This window comes from Bacillus sp. JJ722, from assembly GCF_036963345.1.
Lineage (GTDB): Bacteria > Bacillota > Bacilli > Bacillales > DSM-1321 > Bacillus_AD.
Map to the genome: position 1 here is coordinate 1 of NZ_JBALMO010000432.1, position 1,512 is coordinate 1,512.

The 1,512-nt window shown below is 28.9% G+C and carries 2 protein-coding genes; both read right to left on the reverse strand.

Annotated elements, in window-relative coordinates; all coding sequences use genetic code 11:
- Positions 1–175: 175 nt before the first annotated feature.
- Positions 176–697, reverse strand: a complete 522-nt coding sequence (locus tag V7014_RS27095; protein ID WP_335512227.1) for a GNAT family N-acetyltransferase — start codon at positions 695–697, stop codon at positions 176–178.
- Between the two features lie 35 nt (positions 698–732).
- Positions 733–1,254 carry a hypothetical protein gene (locus V7014_RS27100; protein WP_335512229.1) on the reverse strand — a complete coding sequence of 174 codons (522 nt, stop codon included), beginning with the start codon at positions 1,252–1,254 and terminating at the stop codon, positions 733–735.
- Between the last annotated feature and the right edge of the window lie 258 nt (positions 1,255–1,512).

Sequence of the window (1,512 nt, forward strand, 5' to 3'; positions counted from 1 at the left end):
ATCTAAAGTTGTGGCTATTTTAAAATTTTTTTTAAAAAGTAAATAATTACACAATATATGTGATATAATTCACGTAGTTCAAATAATAGTAGTGATTTAAACTATTCAATGAGAATGGCTTTTTCATTCAATCTCTTAAAAATAATCTCACTCGTTTGAGAATTCTTAGATAAAATTATGAAAACCCTTTAAATTCTTCCTCTAAAATAGCATAATAATATTCGTCCCACCATTCATTCCCTTTCGGAATACATTTTTTAAAAGACCCTTCTCTTCTCATACCAATTTTCTCCATAACTCGATAGGATGGAATATTCTGTGGTTGACACGTAGCGATGATTCTATGCAATTTCATTTGCTTAAAACCATATTGTAAAATAGCTAGTGCTGCTTCAGAGGCATAACCTTTATTATAATATCTCGGATTAAACACCCATCCAATCTCATAAGTATGCTCACCAAAATACTTATGAAAAACAATGTGACCAATAATAACATTTTCATCTTTCAATACTACAGGAAATTTCTCAGCATCCTTCCCCTTGTTTTCATTAACAAAAATCTTTGCATCTTCTTCCGAAAAAACACCTTCTGGTATATATTTCATAACATTTCTATTCGATGTGTAATCATGGACAGCCTGCCAATCTTCAAACACAAATTTTCGTATCACAAGTCGCTCTGTTTCTAAAAACATTTCTTTCTCCCTTTTCTAAAATAGTTAGCCTTCTTTTACTTCTTCCTTTTATTTGAATCCGCCATCTTCTTTTCTTCTATAAATTTTGCAACTGTTTTTTCTGTCCAGTATGGGGTTTGATCAATTATTAAGTCGGCACCCGGGATTTTCCCATTATTTCGTTTCCAATATGTATGAACCATGGCTGGTGGAAATTTCACTCCTGGTATCGCACTTTCAACCATTACACTAAATTTCTTCTGTCCTACGAGCTGTTCCTTTTTTAATTGTTCAGAATAAAAACTTTGAGATACATTTCTAACTAACTCCGTATCTTTCTGAAAATACTCAATTAACATTTCCAACGCAAATATTAAATCCTCATCTTTTAGATATTCATAAATCATATTTAAACTAAATTGAATTTTTTTCGGTTTTTTAAAAAATAAGACTAATTGATAAAAAACATACTCTTCATTAGTTAAAACCAAACTTGGCTCTAAAGGATTTTCAATCTTGTGTTTTATTTTTGGATAAACCTCAAAGATCCTATCTACCGATCTCATTATAGCTAACATCCTTCCTAATATCTAAATAAAAACTTATAAAAAATGTTAAAATAATAAACAAAATTTAGTTAAAGTAATTAACAAACAACTAAAAATCTGTTAAAATAGAGCAATGAACAGTATAAAGAGGAAATTAATATTATAAGTTTAAACTGGAACATATAAACTTTCTTGTTTTAACCACTTACTATATTTTGTTGTTTATTAACAACAATCTCACTTTCCCTAAAAATTCGTTCCAGAATCTTATTTTTAGTTTCTTTTCTT